Origin of the sequence: uncultured Paraglaciecola sp. (genome assembly GCF_913058035.1) — a bacterium.
Classification (GTDB): Bacteria; Pseudomonadota; Gammaproteobacteria; order Enterobacterales; family Alteromonadaceae; genus Paraglaciecola.
In genome coordinates this window covers 1-23,829 of sequence record NZ_CAJXPA010000065.1, presented here as the reverse complement: position 1 = coordinate 23,829, position 23,829 = coordinate 1, and the positions used below count along the sequence as shown (strand labels likewise).

The 23,829-nt window shown below is 39.6% G+C and carries 23 protein-coding genes and 1 tRNA gene; 6 read left to right on the top strand and 18 right to left on the bottom strand.

Annotated elements, in window-relative coordinates; genetic code table 11:
- The 3 genes from QZ562_RS10410 to QZ562_RS10400 all read right to left on the bottom strand — a co-directional run.
- Positions 1-983, bottom strand: a 983-nt coding sequence (locus QZ562_RS10410; protein WP_293759642.1) for a FecR domain-containing protein, incomplete at its 3' end; no start/stop codon positions are given.
- Positions 983-1,567, bottom strand: coding sequence for an RNA polymerase sigma factor (locus QZ562_RS10405; RefSeq protein WP_293759640.1), 585 nt, complete (start codon positions 1,565-1,567; stop codon positions 983-985). The genes QZ562_RS10410 and QZ562_RS10405, both read right to left, overlap by 1 nt.
- 695 nt (positions 1,568-2,262) lie before the next feature.
- A tRNA-Ser gene (locus tag QZ562_RS10400) sits at positions 2,263-2,354 on the bottom strand.
- A 268-nt stretch (positions 2,355-2,622) separates the two neighbouring features.
- Here QZ562_RS10400 and QZ562_RS10395 point away from each other — a divergent pair.
- The 5 genes from QZ562_RS10395 to QZ562_RS10375 all read left to right on the top strand — a co-directional run bounded on the left by QZ562_RS10395 (position 2,623) and on the right by QZ562_RS10375 (position 4,772).
- Positions 2,623-3,291, top strand: a complete 669-nt coding sequence (locus QZ562_RS10395) for a Bax inhibitor-1/YccA family protein (protein ID WP_293759638.1) — start codon at positions 2,623-2,625, stop codon at positions 3,289-3,291.
- A gap of 91 nt (positions 3,292-3,382) precedes the next feature.
- Positions 3,383-3,772 carry a sulfurtransferase complex subunit TusD gene (gene tusD, locus QZ562_RS10390; protein ID WP_293759636.1) on the top strand — a complete coding sequence of 130 codons (390 nt, stop codon included), beginning with the start codon at positions 3,383-3,385 and terminating at the stop codon, positions 3,770-3,772.
- On the top strand, positions 3,769-4,143 hold the full coding sequence (tusC, locus tag QZ562_RS10385; RefSeq protein WP_293759634.1) for a sulfurtransferase complex subunit TusC: 375 nt from the start codon (positions 3,769-3,771) through the stop codon (positions 4,141-4,143). Before tusD ends, tusC begins: the two co-directional genes overlap by 4 nt.
- Positions 4,143-4,427, top strand: coding sequence for a sulfurtransferase complex subunit TusB (gene tusB / locus QZ562_RS10380; RefSeq protein ID WP_293759632.1), 285 nt, complete (start codon positions 4,143-4,145; stop codon positions 4,425-4,427). Before tusC ends, tusB begins: the two co-directional genes overlap by 1 nt.
- Positions 4,428-4,433: 6 nt before the next feature.
- A complete protein-coding gene (locus QZ562_RS10375; RefSeq protein WP_293759630.1) occupies positions 4,434-4,772 on the top strand; it encodes a TusE/DsrC/DsvC family sulfur relay protein in 339 nt (112 codons plus the stop codon).
- Positions 4,773-4,982: 210 nt separating this feature from the next.
- On the opposite strand, the gene serS is transcribed toward QZ562_RS10375, so the two are convergent.
- The 6 genes from serS to lrp form a co-directional block, all read right to left on the bottom strand.
- On the bottom strand, positions 4,983-6,272 hold the full coding sequence (gene serS / locus QZ562_RS10370; protein ID WP_293759628.1) for a serine--tRNA ligase: 1,290 nt from the start codon (positions 6,270-6,272) through the stop codon (positions 4,983-4,985).
- 10 nt (positions 6,273-6,282) lie between these two features.
- Positions 6,283-6,666 (bottom strand): fluoride efflux transporter CrcB, encoded by a 384-nt coding sequence (gene crcB, locus QZ562_RS10365; RefSeq protein ID WP_293759626.1) that lies wholly within the window; start codon positions 6,664-6,666, stop codon positions 6,283-6,285.
- A 1-nt stretch (position 6,667) separates the two neighbouring features.
- Entirely contained in the window at positions 6,668-7,954 is a 1,287-nt protein-coding gene (locus tag QZ562_RS10360; protein ID WP_293759646.1) for a replication-associated recombination protein A, read from the bottom strand.
- A gap of 128 nt (positions 7,955-8,082) precedes the next feature.
- Positions 8,083-8,712, bottom strand: a complete 630-nt coding sequence (gene lolA, locus QZ562_RS10355; protein WP_293759624.1) for an outer membrane lipoprotein chaperone LolA — start codon at positions 8,710-8,712, stop codon at positions 8,083-8,085.
- Between the two features lie 21 nt (positions 8,713-8,733).
- Positions 8,734-11,175, bottom strand: coding sequence for a DNA translocase FtsK 4TM domain-containing protein (locus tag QZ562_RS21260; protein WP_363315348.1), 2,442 nt, complete (start codon positions 11,173-11,175; stop codon positions 8,734-8,736).
- A gap of 122 nt (positions 11,176-11,297) precedes the next feature.
- Positions 11,298-11,783: a leucine-responsive transcriptional regulator Lrp gene (gene lrp, locus QZ562_RS10340; protein ID WP_293759622.1), complete on the bottom strand. Its 486-nt coding sequence runs from the start codon at positions 11,781-11,783 to the stop codon at positions 11,298-11,300.
- A 126-nt stretch (positions 11,784-11,909) separates the two neighbouring features.
- Between lrp and ald the strand changes: the two genes are divergently transcribed.
- Positions 11,910-13,043: an alanine dehydrogenase gene (ald, locus tag QZ562_RS10335; RefSeq protein ID WP_293759620.1), complete on the top strand. Its 1,134-nt coding sequence runs from the start codon at positions 11,910-11,912 to the stop codon at positions 13,041-13,043.
- A 104-nt stretch (positions 13,044-13,147) separates the two neighbouring features.
- Here ald and pyrF read toward each other — a convergent pair whose 3' ends face one another.
- From pyrF to gyrA, 9 genes are all read right to left on the bottom strand, one after another.
- Entirely contained in the window at positions 13,148-13,885 is a 738-nt protein-coding gene (gene pyrF / locus QZ562_RS10330) for an orotidine-5'-phosphate decarboxylase (RefSeq protein ID WP_293759618.1), read from the bottom strand.
- A gap of 1 nt (position 13,886) precedes the next feature.
- Positions 13,887-15,056 (bottom strand): lipopolysaccharide assembly protein LapB, encoded by a 1,170-nt coding sequence (gene lapB / locus QZ562_RS10325; RefSeq protein WP_293759616.1) that lies wholly within the window; start codon positions 15,054-15,056, stop codon positions 13,887-13,889.
- On the bottom strand, positions 15,056-15,328 hold the full coding sequence (locus tag QZ562_RS10320; protein WP_293759614.1) for a LapA family protein: 273 nt from the start codon (positions 15,326-15,328) through the stop codon (positions 15,056-15,058). Before QZ562_RS10320 ends, lapB begins: the two co-directional genes overlap by 1 nt.
- A gap of 172 nt (positions 15,329-15,500) precedes the next feature.
- Entirely contained in the window at positions 15,501-15,791 is a 291-nt protein-coding gene (gene ihfB / locus QZ562_RS10315) for an integration host factor subunit beta (RefSeq protein ID WP_293759612.1), read from the bottom strand.
- Between the two features lie 113 nt (positions 15,792-15,904).
- Positions 15,905-17,575 (bottom strand): 30S ribosomal protein S1, encoded by a 1,671-nt coding sequence (rpsA, locus tag QZ562_RS10310; protein WP_293759610.1) that lies wholly within the window; start codon positions 17,573-17,575, stop codon positions 15,905-15,907.
- Positions 17,576-17,677: 102 nt separating this feature from the next.
- Positions 17,678-18,376: a (d)CMP kinase gene (gene cmk, locus QZ562_RS10305; protein WP_293759608.1), complete on the bottom strand. Its 699-nt coding sequence runs from the start codon at positions 18,374-18,376 to the stop codon at positions 17,678-17,680.
- A gap of 166 nt (positions 18,377-18,542) precedes the next feature.
- Complete coding sequence (gene aroA / locus QZ562_RS10300; protein ID WP_293759606.1) at positions 18,543-19,823, bottom strand: 3-phosphoshikimate 1-carboxyvinyltransferase; 1,281 nt, start codon at positions 19,821-19,823, stop codon at positions 18,543-18,545.
- On the bottom strand, positions 19,823-20,908 hold the full coding sequence (serC, locus tag QZ562_RS10295; protein WP_293759604.1) for a 3-phosphoserine/phosphohydroxythreonine transaminase: 1,086 nt from the start codon (positions 20,906-20,908) through the stop codon (positions 19,823-19,825). Before serC ends, aroA begins: the two co-directional genes overlap by 1 nt.
- Positions 20,909-21,025: 117 nt before the next feature.
- The gene (gene gyrA / locus QZ562_RS10290; RefSeq protein WP_293759602.1) at positions 21,026-23,737 is read right to left on the bottom strand and encodes a DNA topoisomerase (ATP-hydrolyzing) subunit A; all 2,712 of its coding nucleotides are present in this window, start codon (positions 23,735-23,737) and stop codon (positions 21,026-21,028) included.
- Positions 23,738-23,829: the final 92 nt, after the last annotated feature.

Below are 23,829 nucleotides of genomic sequence, written 5' to 3'. Positions count from 1 at the left end.
TGTCTGCTTACTTCAGCCACCACCTCTTGAAGTGATTCACCAGCAAACACCAATCGACCATCTAACCAAGATAACTTACGAACTAAGTCACCTTGCGCATATTCAACGACCGGCGTATCCAAACTATCAGAACTAATGGGAATAGAAACACTTTGACCCGCCTTCAATGATGCAATAACCGTTACTGTATTTTCTATCGAATCAGGTGATAACTTTTGATTAAAATCTACCTTATTTTTATAGAATGTTTTGGGTTTAACCAATAAGGTCGACTGAACAATCGCAAGGTCAACATTCCCCTCAGTCACTAACACCTCAATATTATTTTCTAGACGATACACAGAAAAAGCAGTACCAACAGCCTTGATCATTCGATTCCCAGCATACACCTCAAATGGCCTGTTAGGATCGGATACAACATCAAAATGCGCTTCTCCCGTTAATAAATTTATCACACGTTTACTCAGGGTATAATAAACTTCAACTTGAGAGTTGCTGTTAAGTGTCAGTACTGAGCCGTCTTCAAGAGTATGAGTAGAGTGTTCGCCAATAGAGGTGATATACATATTATTGGGTAGTTCTGGTATTAAGTTTGGCCAAAAAAATGTCAAATTGAGCATCATAATAACTATTAATGCGGGTAAAATAAGGGGACGAAACAACATCATGGTTTCTTTATTGAACACACGAATAATACCTGTAATAAAAGGTAATCGTTTCAAAGCGTAGGATTTTAGCTTACTTCGCTTAGGTTTTAACGAATACCCCAATGGCACCATTAATCCTGACATAATATCCATGTTGCACCATGTCTTAGACAGTCGCAACAATGTCTCCTTATGCACGGGACTTTTCGACAGCCAAACATTCAATTGCTCAATATCTTGAGTTGAGGGTTCATTATCACTTTCGAATTTTACAATCCACTGGCAAGCCTCTTCTTCAAGCACTGTTGAACTAGGGAATGACGTAATATTATCCATTATATTGTCCCCTTTTGATTTGACCCTAGTGATGACAATTGAGTATCTTGCTCATCATAGCGACTAGTTATGGTTGAATTTAAGCGTCTGATGCCTTTGGTGAGATGTTTTTCTACAGTACTAACCGATAATTCCAATCGTCTTGATATTTCTTTATTTTGCATTCCATACACTTTTTTCATAATAACGACTTTTCTACACTGTGAAGGTAAAGAGGCAACTGCCTCACAATAAACCCCAAGTTTTTGTTGAGCCATAACATTTGATTCTAGATTGTCAGTATTGAGTAGCTCATCTGAGGCATCGTAGTCTTCAATATAATCAGTGATTTTTCGGGCTTTGCTGGAAAACTCAGACAACATTAAATTTTTAGCAATTCGAAATAAGAATGCTTTAGGGTACTCTATTTCTTTTTCTTTAACTTTTTCAGCTTTGTATGCACGTAAAAATGTTTCCTGCGTAACATCATCAATATCTTGAGGTGAAATGACATAACGAGAAATAAAGCTACGCAATGACAACTGACTTTTCTTGAACTCAGTCAAAATAACGAACCGGGATTTTGAATCTTTATTATCGGTCATTTTAATAGAAACCTTTGCTGTCAAGTTTTAAACTTTCAATCGACTTTCAATCGGACTTTCAAAAGAGATAAAGAATGTAGCTCAATCATCATTGCTGAATGACTCAACTATTGTATAACGGCTGAACACAAAAAACCCGCTACTCTATTAAAATTAAGAATTATGTACGGATAAAATGTAGAGGACAATAAATGGGCTGAAAAAATAACATTTAATTAAACAGAGTTTGGGTGGTGAGGAAGTAATGTGTTGGTTAATTGTATACCTGAAATGAACAAATATAAAATGCTAAAATTTAAATGTAAGCTGGTATTTAACAGGTGCTTTAGATAATTAAAAAGCCTCTGGACGTTAACCCACAAAGAATATAACAGCATAAGATTGTCAGATTAAAGTTGTTAATATTGTAAGGTAATACTGATTGTTTAACACATTATAATGCTTGAAAATATAATTGATTTTTCAAGCTAAATATAAAAGAGGAACTTTGTCTTAGGTTACCTTGTACTGACTGAGTATCAGAGTGACTTGACGGGATACACTTGCATCGCCTTTGACGATGCTTTATGGCTAGGGTTGGCTTTTGCAAAAACTTTATTGGAGTTTTACATAAACGTATAAAAAAACGCATAAATAGACGATAATTATAATGCCTCAGACGCAAAAAACCCGCAATTAAGCGGGCTTTAAAAATGTGGCGGATAGCGAGGGATTCGAACCCCCGGTAGGTTTGACCCTACGTCTGATTTCAAGTCAGGTGCATTAAACCGAGCTCTGCCAGCTATCCGTATTTTCTACAATCTCGTGTGGTTAAATATATTATTTCGCCTCACCGAATTGAGGGTGCGAATAATAGTGACGTTTCTAGGGCTTGTAAAGCCTTAATTGAACAAAATGCGCTGATTGATTATTGTTTGAACGGATTGGGCGCATTTACATCAAGTTACGTTTATAGATAACAATTAAATACAATATTACTTGAAAAAGTGAACCAAACCCCATACAAGTACACTATTAATATACAATGAATTTCAACTTACGTTTTGGAGAATAAAATGGAACAAAGGTCTTCCTACAGTAGCTCAGGTGAAGCTTCTGCCTTGCAAACTAATAAGGTACTTCGTAACACTTATATGTTGCTTGCCATGACACTAACTTTTAGTGCAGTGTGCGCTGGTATTGCAATGTCTATGGGTTTAGGACGAGGTACAGCTATGATGATGAGTCTAGGTGCACTTGTTATGATTTTCTTTTTAAATAAAGCAGCGCAAAGCTCGATGGGTATTTTGTTTGTATTCGTCTTTACCGGCTTACTTGGCGCATCTTTAGGTCCGATGTTGAACCACTATGCAGGCTTTCCAGGTGGCTCAGGATTAATTCTCCAAGCTTTTGGTACAACTGCATTGGTGTTTTTCGGATTATCTGGTTATGTATTAACAACCAAAAAAGATTTTTCTTTTATGGGTGGTTTTTTACTTGTAGGATTGATTGTTGCTGTTGTAGCTTCAGTTGCAAACATTTTCCTAGGTATACCGGCACTCAGCCTAGCTGTAAGTGCAGCGATAGTGTTTATTATGTCTGGCTTCATTTTGTATGATACCAGTCGCATCATTAATGGTGGTGAAACAAATTATATCCGCGCAACTGTATCTATGTATTTAAATATTTATAACTTATTTACGTCCATTCTTCACCTTCTAGGTGTTTTTGGTAGCGACGACTAGTTTTTAAATACTTTACTTTAAAAATGCCTCAGCTTGCTGGGGCATTTTTTATGGTACATTGACCACTTATGTCATTTTTTACATGAAAATTATGTCTTCTTTTGCGTTAGTCATTACTTCTGCTCCTTTTTCGCAACAAAATGCTTACAGTGCGTATCGTTTTGCCCTTGCGGCTGCACAATCAAAACACAGCATCAACGGGATTTTTTTTTATCAAAGCGGGGCACTTAATGGGTCTAGTTTACAAATCACACCATCTGATGAATTTGACTTGTATGCAGCGTGGTTGAAACTCTCACAACAATATCGGGTGCCCCTGATGGTGTGTGTCAGCGCCGCAATTAAGAGAGGCATCACAACCGCTGAAGATGCACAAGAAACAGACAACCCACATTTTAGTTTGGCAGCGCCTTTCGAATCAGTCGGTTTAGGTGAGTTAGCAATATTGATTAGCTGTAGTGATAGGTTGATACAGTTTTGAGCCCAACAGCAGCAATAACAAGCGTTGCCATTATTAATAAATCTGCACCCTACGGTTCTTCTAACGGCCAAGAAAGCTTAGACATGGCTCTTGCTATGAGTAATTTTGCTCAAGTCGTGAGTATGTTTTTTATTGAGGATGGTGTGTTGCAGCTATTAATTTCCCAACATGCAGCATCAATTGATAACAAGGCTTATCACAAGACCTTCCCTGCTCTCGAATTTTATGACATAGAAAGCATATATGTGTGCAAACAAAGCCTAGCGCAAAGAGGAATAAAAGTGTCTCAGCTGTGTATCCCTGTGACACTCATTGAACTAGAAGACTTATCCAGCATTTTAGCTAACCAGCGATACGTAATGAGCTTTTAATGATTTTACACAAAATATCTTCAAGCCCATTCAGCCATCTGGCTCTGCAACATTGTTTACAACGTATCCATAACACTGATGGATTGCTACTAACCCAAGATGCAGTTTATGCATTAATGCATCAGACAATATACGCAAAGCTCACAGAATTACATGCAGTGTATGTGCTTAAAGATGATATTGAGGCGCGTGGGCTGAAGCTAGAAAATAACAATATTCAGATTATCACTTATGCCGAGTTCGTCGAACTCAGCTTAATATATGACAATGTAATCAGCTGGTAAGGGCAAATGGAATATCATTTTGAAGTTGCAGGTAAAAAGTTTGCTACAGATAAAGCAGGTTATTTACTGAAGGTTGAAGATTGGCAAGCAGACATTGCTGCCACTTTAGCCAAAACAGAAAACATCGAGTTAACTGATAATCACTGGGAAGTGGTTAAGTTCGTACGCCAATTTTATCTTGAATTTAACACTAGCCCAGCAATGCGAGTTCTTGTTAAAGCGATGGCCAATGAGTTTGGTCCAGAAAAAGGTAATAGCCGGTATTTATTTAAATTATTTCCAAAAGGTCCAGCCAAACAAGCGACAAAAGTTGCAGGTTTACCTAAACCTGCAAAGTGTTTGTAGCGCTTATAAAGTCTAATTCATCAAACTAAAATACGTCAAAATCAGCTATTGTTCGAAGCGTCCTTTAATTTTAAGTCGGTATTCGTGCACTTGGAAAGCCAACTCATTCTGAAACAACAACTGATTTCATAAAGTGATTTCATAAAGATTTCACAAAATGATTTCGCATAAGTTACTTGGAAGTATAAAAGCCAAGCCCCAAAAATTTTCTTACCCAATCTTCTGTAATCCACCCATATAAGATTGTAATACTGTTGGTATTGTTATGGATCCATCTGCTTGCTGGTTATTCTCCAAAATAGCCACCAGTGTTCGCCCGACGGCTAAACCCGAACCATTAAGGGTGTGCAATAGTTCAGGTTTACTCCCCTGCTCTGCACGAAAGCGGGCTTGCATTCTGCGAGCTTGGAAGTCCAGCATATTTGAGCATGATGAAATTTCACGATAAGTATCTTGAGCGGGTAACCACACTTCAAGGTCATAAGTTTTACAAGCCCCAAAGCCCATATCACCTGTACAGAGAAGCATTTTACGATATGGCAATTCAAGTAGCTGCAGCACTTTTTCAGCATGTTGCGTTAACTCTTCCAATGCATCAAAAGAAGTGTCAGGTGTAACAAGTTGCACTAGCTCTACTTTTTCAAACTGATGCAGGCGAATAAGTCCACGGGTATCACGTCCGTGCGAACCAGCTTCACTGCGAAAACAGGGGCTGAATGCTGTCATTTTCAAGGGCAAATCTTTGATCCCATAAATTTCGTCGCGAGCAATATTCGCTAATGGCACTTCTGATGTGGGGATAAGTGATAAACCCTGCCCTTCTTCTGTGGCAGGTTTAGTATGGAAAGAATCACCTTCAAATTTAGGGAATTGGCCTGTACCCACCATGCTTTCATGATTAACTAATAAAGGCACATTGGTTTCTTCATAACCATGTTCTTGTGTATGTAAATCCAGCATAAACTGAGCAATGGAACGATTCAGACGAGCAACCTGTCCACGCATCACTACGAAACGAGCACCTGCTAGTTTTGAACCCGCATCAAAATCCACACCTTTGCTTAAGTTTGCACCTAGGTCTACATGGTCTTTGATATCAAAATCAAATTCACGTGGTGTACCCCAGCGACTGATTTCAAGGTTGCCATCTTCATTTTCACCTTGAGGTACTGAGTCGTCAGGTAAATTTGGAATAGTGTGTGATTGCGCCGCTATTTCTTCTAACAAAACCGACAATTCGGCTTTTGCTGAATCTAATTCTTCACCTAGCTTACCCACTTCGGCTAAAAGAGGCTGAATATCTTCACCCGACGCTTTAGCTTTACCAATCGATTTAGATCGCACGTTGCGATCATTTTGTAACTCTTGGGTTTTGATTTGTAGAGATTTACGCTTTTCTTCTAATTCAATAAATGAACTTACGTCTAATTCAAACCCTCTTCTTTTTAGTTTTTCTGCAGTGTGTTGAATATCGCCACGTAAATATTTTGGATCTAACATTTTGTTTTATTTAACCTTTCACTAATTGAGTGCCTAACCATGCTGCAAATAAGCAACACATTATATTTAAAGTTACGTTAAGTGCAGCTTTAAACCACAAGCCCTGTTGAAAGAGCATTAACGTGTCTACTGAGAATGTGGAAAATGTGGTGAGTGCACCAAGAAAACCAATTCCAACTGTTGTACGCCATAAGGCCGCTTCTAATTGACCATGTTCCAATAATGAATACAAAAACCCTAGGAAAAATGAACCAACAATATTGACCAGAAGTGTACCAAAAGGAAAGCCTTTGCCAAACCATTGAAGCATCAGTTGTGAAAGAAAATAGCGCAAACAAGCTCCAGTTGCACCTCCAAGAGCGATAAAAATATACATCGTTGCTGTTGTATGCATACTATTTATACCTCTGCTGTGTGCTATGCAAATCAAGCTCCTTTAAAAATTTTAATTTTTCTTGTAGCTTTTTTTCTAAGCCGCGAGCACTAGGCTGATAATATAGAGTATCTCGTAAAGCTTCAGGAAAATAATTTTCTCCTGCTGCATAGGCATGACTTTCATTATGGGCGTAGCGATATTCTTTTCCATAGCCCAAATCTTTCATCAGACTAGTGGGTGCATTTCTTAAGTGTTCTGGCACCGCTGAATCAGGTGTGTCTTTTGCATGTTGAACAGCTGCATTAAACGCCAAATAGACAGCATTACTTTTTGCTGCACTGGCACAATACAGAATAGCTTGTGCAATTGCTCTTTCACCTTCTGCAGGCCCAACTCGTTGAAATATATCCCATGCGTTCAAACATATCTGCATCGCTCTAGGATCAGCATTGCCGATATCTTCTGAGGCAATAGCTAACAACCTTCTGGCAATATATAAAGGGTCACATCCAGCCACTAGCATACGTGCGAACCAATACAGTGCTGCATCAGGCGCAGAGCCGCGTATCGACTTATGAAAAGCTGAAATCAAATCGTAAAACTGATCACCGTTTTTATCATACTGTGCAACTTTTTCGCCTACGGCTAGTTTTACCATATCGACAGTGAGGGTCTTGTCTACTGAATCGGTTGGTAAAAAATCAGCACTAAGTTCTAAATGATTTAATAGACGCCTCGCGTCACCTGATGCCATATCAATCAACATTGATTTGGCTTGATGATCTAAAGTGATATCAACAAGGCCTAGACCACGTTCATTGTCGGTTAACGCTTGTGTAATAACTTCACTGAGCTCATCTGCGCTTAAGCTTTTAAGTAAATATACTCTAGCTCTTGATAACAAAGCATTGTTGAGTTCAAAAGAAGGATTTTCAGTAGTCGCTCCGATAAACGTTACGGTTCCGTCTTCTATAAAAGGTAAAAATGCATCTTGTTGACTTTTATTGAAGCGATGTACTTCGTCTACAAACAATATGGTGCGCTGATGATGTTGACTCGTATAATATTTAGCGTTGTCTATGGCCTGACGAATATCTTTAACACCACTACTGACGGCAGACAAACGCTCGATATGAGCTTCACAATGTGTAGCCACTAATTCTGCTAGCGTTGTTTTACCTGTTCCTGGTGGTCCCCACAGGATCATTGAATGACATTGACCGCGCAATAATGCCGCTCTTAATGGTTTACCTGGACCAACGATATGCTGTTGACCAAAGTACTGTTCAATCACTTTTGGCCGCATACGAGCGGCTAAAGGTGTAAACGGTGCAAACGATACTAACGGTGCAACAATTTTGTTTTTCAAGCCGTCATTGGAATCATTATTCAAACTGTTGTTGTTACCAGCAAAGTCAAATTCTGTTGTCATAGTTATCGCTGGTCGTCCAACTCATAACCTTCAGGCATAACAAACCTAAAGGTATCAGCGGGTAACGAATGGTTTTGTTCTATTTCAGAGAACAACAGTAAACTCTTTTGTTGTTGCCCATCTTGGCTTTCAATCTCAATTAAGGTGTCACCGTTAAATACTAAACGTAACGATTCGATACCCCCATTTAACTCTCGTGGCTTAATGATAAATTGACTATCTAAGCGACTCACATCAAATTTTTGCCATTGAGTACTATCGGGATTGGTTAACAAAATTAAAGGATTGTTTTCAAGGGCCGCGTTTGCTCCATAAACCACAACTTGCTCTAAGAAGGGGTCGATGTTCCAGATATTTGTACCATCAGCTAACAATACACTTTCGTTTGGTTCAAACAGCTCCCAATATAAATTGTTGGGTTGTCGTAATATTATCCGGCCCTCGGCCTCTTGCAATAATGTATTCTCAATATCGACGACTGTTTGCGTAAAATTAGCTTGATAAGTTGCAAGTAAAGCCAATTTCACTTTTAGCTGTTGTTTGGCGTCAGTTTCTGCACACAGGACAAATGTGCTATTAAGTAACACCGCGATGAATAAAAGTAGTGGTTTTAATTGTGGTAGCTTGTTCATTTATGATGACTTCTTTTAGGGTTAATCTTTAGGAGCTGCAGCGGCTAACACTTCACGGTTGCCATTATGCCCGGGAGAGGTTACGACGCCACTTTGTTCCATTTGTTCCACTAATCTGGCTGCGCGGTTGTAACCAATTCTGAATTTTCGCTGCACACCTGATACCGACGCTCGTCTGGTTTCTGTTACAAAAGAGACGGCTTCGTCGTAAAACACATCATATTCTTGATCAGCATCTTCAGACTTTTCGCCAGGTAATAGGATGTCTGTACTAGCATCACCATTTAAAATCTCATCAATATATTGTGGCGCACCACGTTTTTTCCAATCCGCAACCACGGCGTGTACCTCGTGATCATCCACAAATGCACCATGAATACGTGTTGGCACACCGGTTCCCGGTGGTAAATATAACATATCCCCTGCCCCTAAAAGAGCTTCTGCCCCTCCTTGGTCAAGAATAGTCCGGGAGTCAATTTTAGAAGATACTTGAAAAGCGATACGAGTGGGAATATTGGCTTTAATAAGACCAGTAATAACATCAACAGATGGTCTTTGGGTAGCCAATACTAAGTGAATCCCTGCGGCTCGGGCTTTTTGTGCAATACGCGCTATTAACTCTTCTACTTTTTTACCAACAATCATCATCATGTCGGCGAATTCATCCACCACTACCACAATGGCGGGTAATTTTCCTAAGATAGGTGCTTGCGTTTCCATGCTTTCTTCAGACTTCCACAATGGGTCGCGAATAGGCTCACCCACTTCAATAGCATTCAGTACTTTACTGTTATAACCTTTTAGATTCCTAACCCCAAGGGCGGACATCAATTTGTAGCGGCGTTCCATTTCTCCCACACACCAACGTAGTGCGTTAGCGGCTTCTTTCATATCGGTAACCACTTCGGATAATAAATGTGGAATACCTTCATAGACAGATAATTCCAACATTTTTGGATCAATCATAATCATACGCACATCTTCAGGCGTAGATTTATATAACAGGCTCAGGATCATCACGTTCACACCTACAGACTTTCCAGAGCCTGTGGTACCCGCGACCAAAAGATGAGGCATTTTTGCTAAATCTACCACAACAGGTTTACCGGAAATATCTGCGCCCAGAACCATGGTTAATGGTGACTCGGAAGATTGAAACACATCGGCACTGATCACTTCACTTAAACGTACCATGTCGCGTTTTTTATTGGGTAATTCTAAACCAATAACAGACTTACCTGGGATAACTTCTACCACACGCACCGAGAGGGCTGACATAGAGCGCGCCAAGTCTTTTGATAAGGTGGTGATTTTACTGACTTTAACACCCGGTGCTAAATCCATTTCAAAACGTGTAATAACAGGACCTGGATACACACCGACCACACTTGCTTCAATATTGAAATCAGCAAGTTTGGCTTCAAGTAAACGAGAGACAATTTCTAACTCTTCAGGGGTGATAGGATTTTTAACTTTATCTGCACGTTCCAGCAAAGCAAAAGATGGCATAGGTCCCTGTTTTTGGTTAACACTCACATCCGGTAAAAGTTCTTTATCTATTTCGATTTTTAGTTCGGTTTCTGGTTCGGATCCCAGCTCAGCTTCTGTCATAACAGGTTCTACTTTCGGTGATTTACCCAAAGAAGTGATTTTATTTTTTAACTCGCGAATAGAAACAGGATTTGACTTTACAGGCTCTGGTTCATCAAGAATATTTTGAGGTAAAACAGGCTCAGCTGAATATGGCGCATCATGATGATGTTCAAAATTACTATTTTCAGACTCGCTGCCCCAGAAGTCATCATCAGCGGGTACTAAATTTGTATGTTCTGGTGTTGCCTTTTTAAAAGGTAGAAGCAGATTAGACGACCCTTTAAGTTTTGCCGGTGTGCGGTAGATAAAATAACTAACACTTATCGCTAATTCGCCAATTTTATCAACAATGATAACCCACGATATACCGCTTAACAGCGTGAAGCCTGTGCAGAAGAAGCAAAGTAGCAATAGAGTTGTACCTACCAGACTAAAATAGGGGATTAGCGACGAACTTAAAATATCTCCAATGATACCACCAGAAGTGTAGTTATGAATGTCTTCTACATTGAGGCTTAGCAAACCTGTTGAACCTAAAACAAATAAAATGACACCGATCAATCTGAGTCCAATCGTAAGGTAATCTATCTCAAATAAAGTTTTAGTTTGTTGAAATAAAAACCAGCCTAAAAATGCACAACAAAATGGTAAACTGTAAGCAAACGAGCCCAAAATAAAGAATAATATATCAGCAAACCAAGCACCAATTGGTCCTACCCAATTGTTTACATCGCTTTGCAAACCAGCTTGACTCCAGCCAGGGTCGGCAGGATGAAAAGAAGTCATAGCTAGTAATAGAAAAAATGCAAAGACACAACTGATAATCATGCCTACTTCCATAATTCTTTGAATGCCCGTGAGTCGCGCCATATAAATAGTTTTCTTTTATCAATTGTTGTTAGCACATTTACACAAGATACCAGTGCAGTACTGAAAATCCTAGTTCACTGACACCTTCCGCTCGCAAATTAAGCAATACTGGGCAACGAATGTTATCTCAAGCTTATTTTAACTTGAGTTGACTCTTTTATCTCCTCCATAACCACATATGTGCGTGACTCGCTGACCCCAGGCAAACGTAATAATGTATCGCCAAGCAACTTTCGATAGCTAGACATGTCTGCAACACGTGCTTTAAGCAAATAGTCAAAATTACCTGAAACAAGATGACACTCCTGAATATCTTCATGCTTACGTACTGCGGTAGAAAATTCTTCAAATATATCAACTGATGTTTTTGTCAATGTGATCTCTACAAAAACTAACATAGACGCCCCTAATAACGAGGGGTCAACACGAGCGTGATAACCAGTAATGTAACCTTGTACCTCTAACCTTTTTACCCTTTCTAAACATGGACTTGCACTCAGTCCAATTTTACTCGCAAGATCGGCATTAGTGATTTTTCCATTTTTCTGTAATTCAATAAGAATGTTTCTATCTATCCTGTCAAGATGTTTGGGTGTTTTTATCAACATACAATATACCGCAAAGTGACTGTCATACAAAATATTATACTTTTGTATGCCTGAATACAAAACAACTTACTTTAAATATTCGATTATACTTTTCTTCTTAAATATCCTTATAAATGGAGTGTAGTTATGTTGATCGGTGTACCAAAAGAAATTAAGAACCATGAATATAGAGTGGGTTTGACCCCAGCTGCTGTAAAAGAGTTCATACAACATTCACACCAGGTATGGGTAGAAACACAAGCAGGACATTCTATTGGCTTCACAGACGAGCAATATATTGCGGCTGGAGCTGAAATAATTGAGAAAGCAGAAGCCATTTTTGCTAAAGCCGATATGATAGTTAAGGTAAAAGAACCACAACCAAATGAATGTAAAATGTTACGTCCAGGTCAGACTTTATATACCTACCTTCATTTGGCTCCAGATCCGCTTCAAACTCAGTTATTAGTTGAATCTGGCGCAACTTGCATTGCTTATGAAACGGTCACCGATAATAGAAATACATTACCGCTATTAGCACCCATGAGTGAAGTAGCTGGAAGAATGTCAGTACAAGCCGGTGCACATTATTTAGAAAAAGCGCAAGGCGGTAGCGGTACTTTATTAGGCGGCGTACCAGGTGTTGCTCCAGGAAAGGTAGTAGTAATAGGTGGTGGAGTTGTAGGATTAAATGCAGCTAAAATGGCAATGGGTATTGGTGCTGACGTGACCATATTAGACCGGTCATTAAATCGTTTACGTGAACTGGATGATATTTTTGAAGGTAGGCTAGCAACTGTTTTTTCAACTGCAGAAGCCATTGAATATTACTCTTCCAGAGCAGACCTAGTAATTGGCGCCGTATTAGTTCCGGGCGCTGCGGCACCTAAACTGTTGAATCGTGGACATATTAAAAACATGAAACCTGGTTCAGTTGTAGTAGATGTGGCAATCGATCAGGGTGGATGCTTTGAAACATCAAAAGCCACCACGCATCAGGATCCAGTTTATATTATAGATGAAGTGGTACATTATTGTGTTGCCAACATGCCTGGCGGTGTTGCACGTACATCAACCATTGCTCTCAACAATGCAACATTACCTTTTGGACTAGCTCTAGCCAATAAGGGCCCTAAACAAGCTATGTTGGATGATCCCCACTTGTTGAACGGACTTAACGTGCATCAAGGTAAGATAACCTACAAGGCTGTTGCAGATGCGTTGGGCCAAGAACTTAGTCTTGAGTATATGGATGCAAAGACAGCTTTAGAAACTCTTTAAACGTTAAAGGGTTTCTAAACGTTGAAGACTCTTTATACGTTGAAGACTCTTTATACGTTGAAGACTCTTTAAACGTTGAAGACTCTTTAAACGTTGAAGACTCTTTACATAATAGAGTCATTGATTTCTATTAATGTGTTAAGTGGGTCGGCTGATTGGGTAATCGGTCGACCTATTACTAAATAATCAGATCCAGCCTGAATAGCTTGTTTAGGTGTCATCACTCGTATTTGGTCGCCTTTATTTGAACCTTCGGGACGGATCCCAGGTGTGATTAATTTAAAATCATTTGGGGTGGCAGCGCTGTAAGACTTCGATTTAGGAAAATTAAATTTGAGTAACTTTGACTCTTGTGCAGAACACACCACACCGTCTAAACCACACTCATGAGTCAATTTAGCGAGATTAAGCACTTGTTGCTCTGGTGAAGAGTTAATACCAATTGCATTTAATTGTTTTTGATCCATGCTAGTTAGCACTGTAACCGCAATCAAAAATGGCTGATTCTCCGCATACTGAACTAAGCTCTCTCTTGCATACTCCATCATTTTAGGTCCACCTGAAGCATGCACATTGACCATCCACACCCCTAAGTCTGCAGCAGCTTGGCAAGCTCTTGCAACAGTATTAGGAATATCATGAAACTTTAAATCTAAAAAAACATCGTAGTTTTTATTAACAAGATTTGTTACGAAGCTTGGGCCAAAGTGAGTAAACATTTCTTTACCCACTTTAAGCCGGCACAACTCTGGGTCAAGTTGCTCAACAAAGGCATCAGCTTTATATACTTGGTCAAAATCAAGTGCCACCACAATTTTTGGGTCTTTTTTAATCATTGTCATACTATTCGCCATCTAAGCCTTTAATTGGTTTAACCACACCCCATTTTTTACATGAAGGGCATAACCAATGAATTTTGCTCCCAGCAAATCCACAACTATGACATTTATATTTGGGTCGTTGCTTTATTTGTTCTTCTAGTAACTCTTTCAATAGTATTAAACTAATAGTCGATTGCTCATGGTCTTGTAAATCAATATACAAACCCATAAGGGTTTTGAAACCTTTCATGGTGGGATGTTTTTTTAATTGATCTAACAACACTCCTGCTGCACTTTCTACTTTACCAGCTTTTGCCATCAATTTGACTTTAGCCAAATAAGCGGTGGCGCATTGCTGCCAATATTCATCTAATACTTTATTAAATTTCACATGGTCGTTCAAATTTTCGGCACATTCCTCGATTAGAGGCACCGCTTCACTTAACCAACTTAAATCACGACTAGGGATTTGGCTTAAACAATCAATAGCATTATCAAAGTCATGTTGTTGCATAGCGATTTTACCTAACAACAACCATGGACGAACTGCCTTCTCATCAACATCTATAGCTTTCTTAAGATGAATTTCAGCTTCTGTTAGATTATTATTTTTAATTTCAATGTTTGCTTGTTCACAATAAAAGTGGGCAACACGTGTATATAACTCATCGCTGTCACCGCCTGCACCAATCATTTGTTCTGCTAACTCGATAGCTCTTGGCCATTCTTTGGTAGTTTGATAAATATTAAATAACTGGACTTGCGCATTTAAGAAATGTTTTTGACTATTCAATAGCTGTAAAAAAGCGTTCTCTGCGCGTTCTAAAAAACCGGCCAGAATATAGTCTCTTCCAAGTTCATATAAAGCGGATTCTCGTTGTAAAGCTGAAATTTGTTCTTTGCTGACCAAGTTTTGATGCACTCGAATTGCTCGATCAAGTTCACCTCGATGTCTGAAAAATTTTCCCATTGCAATATGAGTTTCAACCGTGTCACTGTCCAGATCGATCATTTTGATGAGTGTATCAACAGCTTTATCTGGCTCATCAGAAAGCAAGAAGTTCAATCCTTTATAATAATGTTTGGCTAATATACTTGAATGTTTTTGTTGCGCTTGACGGGCGCTGTTTCGGCCCATCACCCAGCCATATCCGGCAGCAACTGGTAATAATAAAAAAAGAAGTTCTAACATTATGAAACGTTAATAGGCAGTGAGAGTTTTTTATTTTTTCGTTCTAATTTACGAATACGCCACTTTAATCTTAATAGTGTGCCAACAATCAATAAGACTGAGAATATGACGCCTAAAGAAAATGTCACAGCCAATAACACTGACAATCGTATTTCTGTCTCAGCTAAGATATAGTTAATAGATACGGTATGACTATTCTGCGAACCAATAAACCCTGCAATAACAAGTATTAATAATACAAACAGTAGCAACAATAATCCTTTGATTCTCATTTAGTCCCCTCTGGGTCGTCCAATCCAAAATATTGTTGATTACTAGCATGTAGTCTATTACATCTTTGATTGCTCAATATAATCTACAAAATAAGTTAATTTTACATTAAGCTAACTCTAACAAAAACGGCACCCTAATTGGAGTGCCGTTTTAAAAAAGTTTTTCAAAAGCTTAACTAACTAAACTTTCATTGACCCTTTCTCGTAATTCTTTACCGGGTTTGAAATGTGGGACATACTTGCCTTCTAATTTCACAGTTTCACCCGACTTAGGGTTACGACCAACTCGTGGTGCGCGATAGTGCAAAGAAAAACTACCAAAACCTCTTATCTCGATACGCTCACCTTTTTGTAAGGTTTGAGCCATCTGTTCCAGCATCTCTTTTATCGATAACTCCACGTCCTTGGCAGGGACTTGACGCATTTTATCGGCCAGTCTTTCTATAAGTTCAGACTTAGTCATTGAGTAAACACTCCCTTAATCAAAAAAACCATTAGTACCGATAGTAAGCGCGTTAAATTATTTGTCAAAATATTATCATTCAAAATAATTAATACGCTTGTAAATGTCGTCAATTAGTCGCTTTTAGCAGCTTTAAATGCATCAGCAAAAGCGTTAGTGAAACCAACATCTTCTTGTTGATTCACTTTATCTAGCGCGTCTTTCTCATCTGCGTGGTCTTTCGCCTTAACAGATAAGTTAACGATGCGATTCTTACGATCAACACCCATAAATTTGGCTTCGATCTCAGTATCAACACTAACTATTGTCGTGGCGTCTTCAACGCGGTCACGTGCTAAATCAGCTACACGGATATAACCTTCGACTTCATCACCAAGCTTAACAGTTACGCCTTTAGCATCTACTGCAGTAACCATACCATTTACAATAGTGCCTTTCTTAGTATCTGTAATGTACTGATTGAATGGGTCTTCTTCAATCTGCTTAACACCTAGAGAAATACGCTCGCGCTCAGGGTCAACTTGAAGTACAACAGCTGATATTTCGTCACCTTTCTTGTATTCACGAACGGCTTCTTCGCCAGTCTTATTCCAAGAAATGTCAGATAAGTGAACTAAACCGTCTATGCCGCCATCAAGACCGATGAAGATACCAAAGTCTGTAATAGATTTAATCTTACCACTGACTTTATCGCCTTTACTTTGTGCTTTTGCAAACTCTTCCCAAGGGTTAGGAATACATTGCTTAAGACCAAGAGATATTCGACGACGTTCTTCGTCAATTTCAAGCACCATAACTTCACATACATCGCCAAGGTTGACTACCTTAGATGGATGAATGTTTTTGTTGGTCCAATCCATTTCTGAAACGTGAACTAAACCTTCAACACCGTCCTCGATCTCTACGAAACAACCGTAGTCAGTTAGGTTAGTCACTGCACCACTTAATTTAGCGCCTTCAGGATAACGGTTAGCAATTTCTTGCCAAGGATCGTTGCCCATCTGCTTCATACCAAGAGAAACACGAGATTTTTCTTTATCGAATTTCAATACCTTAACGTTGATTTCATCACCAACATTAACAATCTCACTTGGGTGCTTAACACGTTTCCATGCCATATCTGTGATGTGTAGAAGACCATCTACACCACCTAAGTCAACAAACGCGCCGTAGTCAGTAAGGTTCTTAACGATACCTTTAACTTCATGACCTTCTTCAAGGTTAGCAAGAAGCGTATCACGCTCTGCACTGCTTTCTGCTTCGATAACAGCACGACGAGAAACAACAACGTTATTACGTTTTGCATCTAGTTTGATAACTTTAAATTCTAATTCTTTGCCTTCAAGATGCGTTGTATCACGAACTGGACGTACATCAACCAATGAACCTGGTAAGAATGCACGAACGGTGTTCACTTCAACCGTAAAGCCACCTTTAACTTTACCGTTAATAACACCTATGATGGTTTCTTTTTCAGTGTAAGCTTTTTCTAATTCTACCCAAGCTTCGTGGCGTTTCGCTTTTTCGCGAGATAAAATTGTTTCACCGAACCCATCTTCTATGGCATCCAAAGCAACATCGATTACATCACCTACAACAACATCAAGCTCGCCTTCGGCGTTTCTGAATTGTTCTACAGGGATGGCGCTTTCAGATTTTAGGCCAGCATCAACGAGTACTATATCTTTATCAATTGATACAATTGTACCTTTGACGATAGAGCCAGGACGGGTTTCAATTACTTTTAAACTTTCTTCAAATAGATCAGCAAAATTTTCAATCATAGTGTTTTAATATATTTCTTTTTTGACATCCACGTTACAATCCAGTGAGCGCGGGGTTGTTATTCATAACCAAATCATCCTAACTTGGCAGGCTTTTTCTACTTAACTGTTTACTGAAGTAGACTTTTTAGTTAATTTCTCTTCAATAAACATTTCAATCTTTTCAAGCACTTGTTCTATATTCAACTCAGTGGAATCTAGAACCAATGCATCCCTTGCAGGTACTAAAGGGGCAATAGCTCGATTTGCATCTCGCTCGTCGCGTTCTTTTATGTCTTGCAAAAGGCGCAGCATATTAACATCATGCCCCTTGTCTTTCAACTGCTTAAAACGCCTACCAGCTCGCTCTTCTGCGCTCGCAGTCAAAAATATCTTAACTTGAGCTTCTGGGAAGACTACCGTTCCCATGTCTCGACCGTCAGCCACAAGACCAGGTGCTTGTTTAAAACCTCTTTGACGTCTTAATAAAGCTTCACGAATTGATGGTAATGAGGCTATTTTTGACGCGGTTGCTCCTACTTCTTCAGTGCGAATGGTATCGCTAACATCTTCACCCTCTAGGATAACTCTTACCCCATTTTCTGTAGTCTCAAAATTTACATCTAAGCCTGACGCTAATGGAAGCAAGCCTATTTCGTCATCGGCTGGAATTTGATGGTGCAGTGAGGCAACAGCTAAAACTCGATATATGGCGCCGCTGTCTAAAAAGTGCCAGCCCAGTTTTTTAGCTAACAAATTACTGGCCGTTCCTTTACCTGCGCCGCTTGGACCGTCGATGGTAATGACAGGTTCTGTGTACATGCGCCCTCCTGAGCTTAACAAATCGGGCGCAATTATACGGATAGATGTAACATTAGCAATGATGCTAATGTTACAATTTCCTAACCTCAATAATCATTGCTTTAAAAACGTACTGTTTAAGCGTTTTTATTCACACATGTCGAGGGTAAATCCATTTGAGTATATTTTATTTACAGATAGTCGCAAACCTCTGAAAATAATCAGGAAATGTTTTAGCAGTGCAACCAGGGTCGTTGATAACAACAGCGGTGTCACTTAAGGCCACCAATGAGAAACACATAGCAACACGGTGATCATTATAAGTATCGATTTCGGCATGTAACAACTGCTTTGGAGGCGTGATAGTTATATAGTCATCTCCCTCTTCTACTGTTGCACCAACCTTACGAAGCTCACAACTCATTGCAGCTAGACGATCTGTTTCCTTTACCCGCCAATTATATATATTTCTGATTGATGTGATACCTGTAGCAAAAAGCGCCGTGGTCGCGATAGTCATAGCAGCATCAGGGATATGATTCATGTCTAAGTCGATAGCTTTTAATGGTGCGCTGGTGACTTCAATAAAGTCATCTTGCCAGTTAACTTTTGCACCCATTTGTTGCAACACTTCCGCAAAGCGAATATCACCTTGAATGCTATTTTTACCAATACCGGTGACTTTGACAGTACCACCTCTAATCGCTCCAGCGGCGAGGAAATAAGAGGCCGATGAGGCATCACCTTCCACCATAAAATGTCCTGGTGACCTGTATTGCTGCTGACCTTTGATGACAAACTGCTGATAGTTTTTATTGACTACATGAATACCAAACTGCGACATTGTATGAAGCGTTATATCTATGTAAGGTTTAGATACTAGTTCACCGATTATGACAATACTGGTATCAAGTTCAAATAAAGGCGCACTCATCAGTAATGCCGTAAGAAATTGGCTAGATACACTCCCATCTACCGTAATGTTACCACCTTGAATAACATGACCTTTAATCGATAAAGGAGGGTAACCATCACCTTTCAAATAATCGATACTGGCCCCTGCCTGGCTCAAAGAATCAACTAAGGCACCAATTGGGCGTTCCTCCATTCGGGGCTCACCTGTCAGCTCAAATTCCCCATGACTGCATGCTAATGCTGCACAAAGTGGCCGCATAGCTGTACCTGCATTACCTAGAAATAAAGTGACGGGTTGTGAGACATTAAACACACCAGCATTACCTGTTACCCAACACTGTGTTTTACATTCAGATAAACGATAACCGATATTTAACTTAGTGAGGGCATTAAGCATATGATGAATGTCTTCGCTGTCTAACAAGTTAGTTAGGTGAGTTTCACCACTAGCTAAGGCAGCGAGCAACAACGCTCGATTAGACAAACTTTTAGATCCAGGTACATTGACCGTTCCGTCCACTTTATTAATTGGCGAAAGATACAACTGTTCCATTATTTGTATTTCCTAGCGAAATTTTGCATGAACTCAGTTAACGCATTCACCCCTTCGATTGGCATAGCGTTATAAATACTGGCGCGCATCCCACCTATACTTCGATGACCTTTTAGAGCGGTTAATCCTGCTTTTTCTGATTCTTTTACAAAAACAGCGTCTAAATCTGTATTAGGAAGATGAAACGTTGGATTCATTTTCGAACGAAAGTCAGGGTGAACTTTATTTAAATAAAAGTCGCTTTCATCAATACATTTGTATAAAAGTGCTGCTTTCTCAGCATTTTTTTCGGCGATACCCTCAACTCCACCTTGCTCTTTAAGCCATTTAAATACCAAACCAGCTAAGTACCACGAATAAGTAGGCGGCGTGTTGTACATAGAGTTGTAGTTAGCCATAGTTTGATAATGCAAAAAAGTGGGTGTTTCAGGCATTGCAAAATCTAATAAATCATCCCTAACAATCACTACAGATAACCCCGAAGGTCCAATGTTTTTCTGTGCTCCAGCGTATATGACCCCAAATTTAGAGACATCGATTGGTTTCGACAAAATATTGGATGACATATCAACTACCAATGGCACATCACCACAATCTGGAATGTCATTGATCTCTATCCCTTCTATTGTTTCATTTGAACAATAATGGAAATAGGCACTTTTTTGATCAATTTGCGCAGCGGTGATGCTCGAGACGGTGCTTAAACCGTCTTGCATAACTATATCGCCCACTACATTTGTTTTCAAAAATTTGCTGGCTTCTTTTAATGCGCCTTCCGACCAGGAGCCACTCATCAAAAAATCAACTGTATCGCCATTTCCATGTAAATTCATCGGCACTGCTGAAAACTGACCTCGCCCACCGCCTTGAGCAAAAAGTATCTTGTAATTGTCAGGTACACAAAGTAAATCTTTTAGATCTTGTTCTGCCGTTTCAGCCAGCGCAATATACTCTTTGCTACGATGACTAATTTCCATCACAGATCTGCCCATGGATTGCCAATCCAAAAACTCTGCTTGTGCTTTTTGCATGACGGCTACTGGTAACATGGCGGGACCAGCACAGAAATTATAAATTTTTGTCATTTTTCTACCAAAAAAAACGAGCGGCATTAGCCACTCGTTGTTGTTTCTAATTTATCAATATTAATACCTATAAATCAGTTAGTTTCCATATCTTTCAATATAAAGATTAGGACTCTCTTATATGTCTTCGTTATCTAGAGCATTATCGTCAGTGTCATTATCAGTGCCTTCATCAACATTTTCATCGGTAACGGCTTCAATCACTTCAGATTCTTCACCTTCGATTAACTCAATTTCAAGCTCTTCAATTTCGTCAATACGTTGCAAGCCGACAACATGCTCACCTTCAATGGTTCGAATTAAGCGGACACCTTGGGTATTACGACCAACAGTAGAGACTTCTTCGACACGAGTCCGAACAAGTGTACCTTTGTCACTGATTAGCATGATTTCATCACTATCATTAACCTGGACAGCACCAACAACTTTTCCGTTGCGTTCAGATACTTTGATAGATACCACACCCTGCGTCGCTCGACTCTTTGCAGGGTAATCTGCGACGGGTGTGCGTTTACCGAAACCATTTTCAGTGGCGGTTAAAATAGCACCATCACCTTTAGGTACAATCAATGAAATTACTTTTTGACCGTCTTTTAAGCGAATACCACGAACACCTGTAGCGGTTCTGCCCATGGGACGTAAAGCAAGCAATTCTTCGCCCGTTTCAGGGTCAAGCTTGATGTTCCCAGTTTCAGCTTCACGTTGTTTTTCATTAAAACGTACCACTTTTCCAGCGTCTGAGAACAACATAATGTCGTCATCCCCATTAGTGATATCGACACCAATTAACTCATCCCCCTCATTTAAGTTAACAGCAATAATACCGTTAGCTCTAGGACGAGAATAAGAAGTTAAAGCAGTTTTCTTGACTGTACCATTAGCTGTTGCCATCAATACATATTTACCTTCTTCGAACTCTTGGATAGGTAAAATAGCGGTAATACGTTCGTTTTCTTCAAGAGGAAGAATGTTAACGATTGGACGACCACGAGCATTTCTGCTGGCAAGGGGTAATTGATACACTTTCAACCAATATAGACGTCCTCGAGTCGAGAAACATAAAATATGATCATGCGTATTTGCTACTAGCAACTTTTCGATGAAATCTTCATTTTTCATTTTTGTTGCTGACTTACCACGGCCACCACGTCGCTGCGATTCATAATCATTCAGTTTTTGATATTTGACATATCCCTCACGAGATAAGGTAACAACGACTTCTTCTCGCTCAATCAAATCTTCAATATCAATGTCATGTGATGCAGCAGTAATAACAGTTCGGCGAGCATCACCATACTCATCACGGATAGCTTCAAGCTCTTCACGAATAATTTCCATCAAACGTTCAGGACTATTTAATATGTGTAATAATTCAGCAATAAAATCAAGCAACTCTTTGTATTCAGACAATATTTTGTCGTGTTCCAAACCTGTTAGCTTGTTCAAGCGCAAGTCTAGTATAGCTTGTGCTTGTTGCTCAGTTAAGTAATAAAGTCCATCGCGAATTCCATATTCCGGCTCTAACCAATCAGGTCGTGCGGCATCATTGCCTGAACGTTCAAGCATTTCGGCAACATCACCCAAAGACCAGCCCTGAGCAGTTAAAGAAACTTTAGCCTCAGCTGGACTTTTAGACGCTTTTATCATTGCAATGATAGGGTCAATGTTAACCAGTGCTATTGCCAAACCTTCTAGGATATGAGCCCGTTCACGTGCCTTTTTCAGTTCGAATACAGTCCGTCTAGTGACCACTTCGCGACGATGCAACACGAACGCTTTCAAGATATCAATCAGGTTAAATATCTTCGGCTGAGTTTTATCTAGCGCCACCATATTGATACCAAATACAGTTTGCATTTGGGTTTGAGAATACAGATGGTTTAACAGAACCTCTGCAGATTCATTGCGTTTTACTTCGACAACAATACGCATTCCGTCTTTATCAGACTCATCACGCAAAGCAGAAATGCCTTCAATTTTTTTCTCTTTAACTAAGTCTGCGATCTTTTCAATCAATCGCGCTTTATTCACTTGATAAGGTATTTCGTGAACAATAATGGTTTCTTTACCGTTATCTTCAGTTTCAATTTCAGCACGGGCGCGCATGTAAATTTTACCACGACCAGTGCGGTAAGCTTCTTCTATACCTTTTCTGCCGCTTATGAATGCAGCAGTGGGAAAATCAGGCCCTGGAATATGTTCAATCAATTCTTCAATAGTGATGTCAGGATTATTAACCATGGCTATACAGCCATTCACCACTTCAGTCAGATTGTGGGGCGGTATATTAGTTGCCATACCTACTGCAATGCCTGAAGAACCGTTGATCAACAGATTAGGAACTCTTGTTGGTAAAACGTTAGGAATAAATTCCGATTCATCGTAATTGGGTACAAAGTCAACAGTTTCTTTTTCTAAATCAGCCAATAACTCGTGAGCTATTTTTGACATGCGAATTTCGGTATAACGCATGGCCGCAGCTGAATCACCATCAACCGAACCGAAGTTACCTTGGCCATCTACCAACATATACCTGAGCGAGAAAGGCTGAGCCATACGAACAATAGCTTCGTAAACAGCTGAATCTCCATGAGGGTGATATTTACCTATTACGTCTCCTACCACACGGGCAGACTTCTTGTAAGGTTTGTTAAAATCGTTTTTCAGTTCGTTCATGGCGAATAAAATCCGGCGGTGAACCGGCTTCAAACCATCTCGAACATCAGGCAGCGCCCTGCCAACAATAACGCTCATCGCATAGTCGAGATAAGAGTTTTTAAGTTCTTCTTCTATATTAATTGGAAGAATTTCATGGGCGTGTTCAGTCATATACAGCCTTGTCCCTAGTCGTTATTATTAGAATATTAGTTAAGTAAAATTCGTTTGGTCAATTTTAAGCTAGGACTTAAAATTAGGTTTAC

Excerpts from the sequence above, each read along its gene's own strand:
- QZ562_RS10375 (WP_293759630.1), top strand. The coding sequence starts at position 4,434 with ATGGAATATCATTTTGAAGTTGCAGGTAAAAAGTTTGCTACAGATAAA.
- QZ562_RS10360 (WP_293759646.1), bottom strand. The coding sequence starts at position 7,954 with ATGCGGCCAAAAGTGATTGAACAGTACTTTGGTCAACAGCATATCGTT.
- cmk (WP_293759608.1), bottom strand. The coding sequence starts at position 18,376 with ATGTACACAGAACCTGTCATTACCATCGACGGTCCAAGCGGCGCAGGT.
- gyrA (WP_293759602.1), bottom strand. The coding sequence starts at position 23,737 with ATGACTGAACACGCCCATGAAATTCTTCCAATTAATATAGAAGAAGAA.
- lolA (WP_293759624.1), bottom strand. The coding sequence starts at position 8,712 with ATGAACAAGCTACCACAATTAAAACCACTACTTTTATTCATCGCGGTG.
- serS (WP_293759628.1), bottom strand. The coding sequence starts at position 6,272 with ATGTTAGATCCAAAATATTTACGTGGCGATATTCAACACACTGCAGAA.
- lapB (WP_293759616.1), bottom strand. The coding sequence starts at position 15,056 with ATGTTAGAACTTCTTTTTTTATTATTACCAGTTGCTGCCGGATATGGC.
- QZ562_RS10320 (WP_293759614.1), bottom strand. The coding sequence starts at position 15,328 with ATGAGAATCAAAGGATTATTGTTGCTACTGTTTGTATTATTAATACTT.
- pyrF (WP_293759618.1), bottom strand. The coding sequence starts at position 13,885 with ATGACAATGATTAAAAAAGACCCAAAAATTGTGGTGGCACTTGATTTT.
- QZ562_RS10405 (WP_293759640.1), bottom strand. The coding sequence starts at position 1,567 with ATGACCGATAATAAAGATTCAAAATCCCGGTTCGTTATTTTGACTGAG.
- lrp (WP_293759622.1), bottom strand. The coding sequence starts at position 11,783 with ATGTTGATAAAAACACCCAAACATCTTGACAGGATAGATAGAAACATT.
- rpsA (WP_293759610.1), bottom strand. The coding sequence starts at position 17,575 with ATGATTGAAAATTTTGCTGATCTATTTGAAGAAAGTTTAAAAGTAATT.
- QZ562_RS10395 (WP_293759638.1), top strand. The coding sequence starts at position 2,623 with ATGGAACAAAGGTCTTCCTACAGTAGCTCAGGTGAAGCTTCTGCCTTG.
- serC (WP_293759604.1), bottom strand. The coding sequence starts at position 20,908 with ATGACAAAAATTTATAATTTCTGTGCTGGTCCCGCCATGTTACCAGTA.
- tusD (WP_293759636.1), top strand. The coding sequence starts at position 3,383 with ATGTCTTCTTTTGCGTTAGTCATTACTTCTGCTCCTTTTTCGCAACAA.
- ihfB (WP_293759612.1), bottom strand. The coding sequence starts at position 15,791 with ATGACTAAGTCTGAACTTATAGAAAGACTGGCCGATAAAATGCGTCAA.
- QZ562_RS21260 (WP_363315348.1), bottom strand. The coding sequence starts at position 11,175 with ATGGCGCGACTCACGGGCATTCAAAGAATTATGGAAGTAGGCATGATT.
- aroA (WP_293759606.1), bottom strand. The coding sequence starts at position 19,823 with ATGGAACAGTTGTATCTTTCGCCAATTAATAAAGTGGACGGAACGGTC.
- crcB (WP_293759626.1), bottom strand. The coding sequence starts at position 6,666 with ATGCATACAACAGCAACGATGTATATTTTTATCGCTCTTGGAGGTGCA.
- ald (WP_293759620.1), top strand. The coding sequence starts at position 11,910 with ATGTTGATCGGTGTACCAAAAGAAATTAAGAACCATGAATATAGAGTG.
- tusB (WP_293759632.1), top strand. The coding sequence starts at position 4,143 with ATGATTTTACACAAAATATCTTCAAGCCCATTCAGCCATCTGGCTCTG.